A 561-nucleotide genomic window follows, 5' to 3' on the forward strand; every position below is an offset into this window, starting at 1 on the left:
CCGCCCCGATCACGGCGATGCCGTGATCGTCCAGGCCGAACGCCGCCACTGCCGCGGTCCCGAGCCCTACCACCACCAGCGGCCCAGGCACCGCCCGCAGGACGAGCGGAAGGGCGAAGAGGAGTACGAGGGCGATGACGGCGACGGTGGCGAGCTGGGCCTCGGGCAGGTTCTGCACGAAGGAAACCAGTTGCGGAAAGAAGCCCGACCCGGTGGTGCTCACGCCCGTCGTCTTCGGCAGCTGATCCACGATCATGATCAGCGCCACACCCGCGAGATAGCCGACCAGGACCGGCCGCGAGAGGAGATCGGCGACGAAGCCGAGCCTGGCCGCCCATGCCACCAGGCACAGCAGCCCGACCGCGACCGCCAGCACGGCCGCCAATACGGCATATCGCCCAGGGTCCCCGGCTGCGAGTGGCGCGACGACGGTGGCGGTCATCAGCGCGGTCGTCGACTCCGGCCCGACCGACAGCAGCCGCGACGAGCCGAGCAGCGCGTACAGCCCCAGTGCGGGCAGAATCGCCCACAGCCCGGCGACGGGCTGCAGCCCCGCCACGG

At 71.7% G+C, this 561-nt stretch carries 1 protein-coding gene; it reads right to left on the minus strand.

Annotation, left to right across the window (positions count from 1 at the left end; all coding sequences use genetic code 11):
- Window positions 1–561 (minus strand): SulP family inorganic anion transporter (locus tag CCN56_RS40410; protein WP_143664834.1); only part of this gene is annotated, 561 nt, incomplete at both ends.

Source organism: Streptomyces sp. NRRL B-24572 (genome assembly GCF_002156145.1).
GTDB lineage: Bacteria > Actinomycetota > Actinomycetes > Streptomycetales > Streptomycetaceae > Streptomyces > Streptomyces vietnamensis.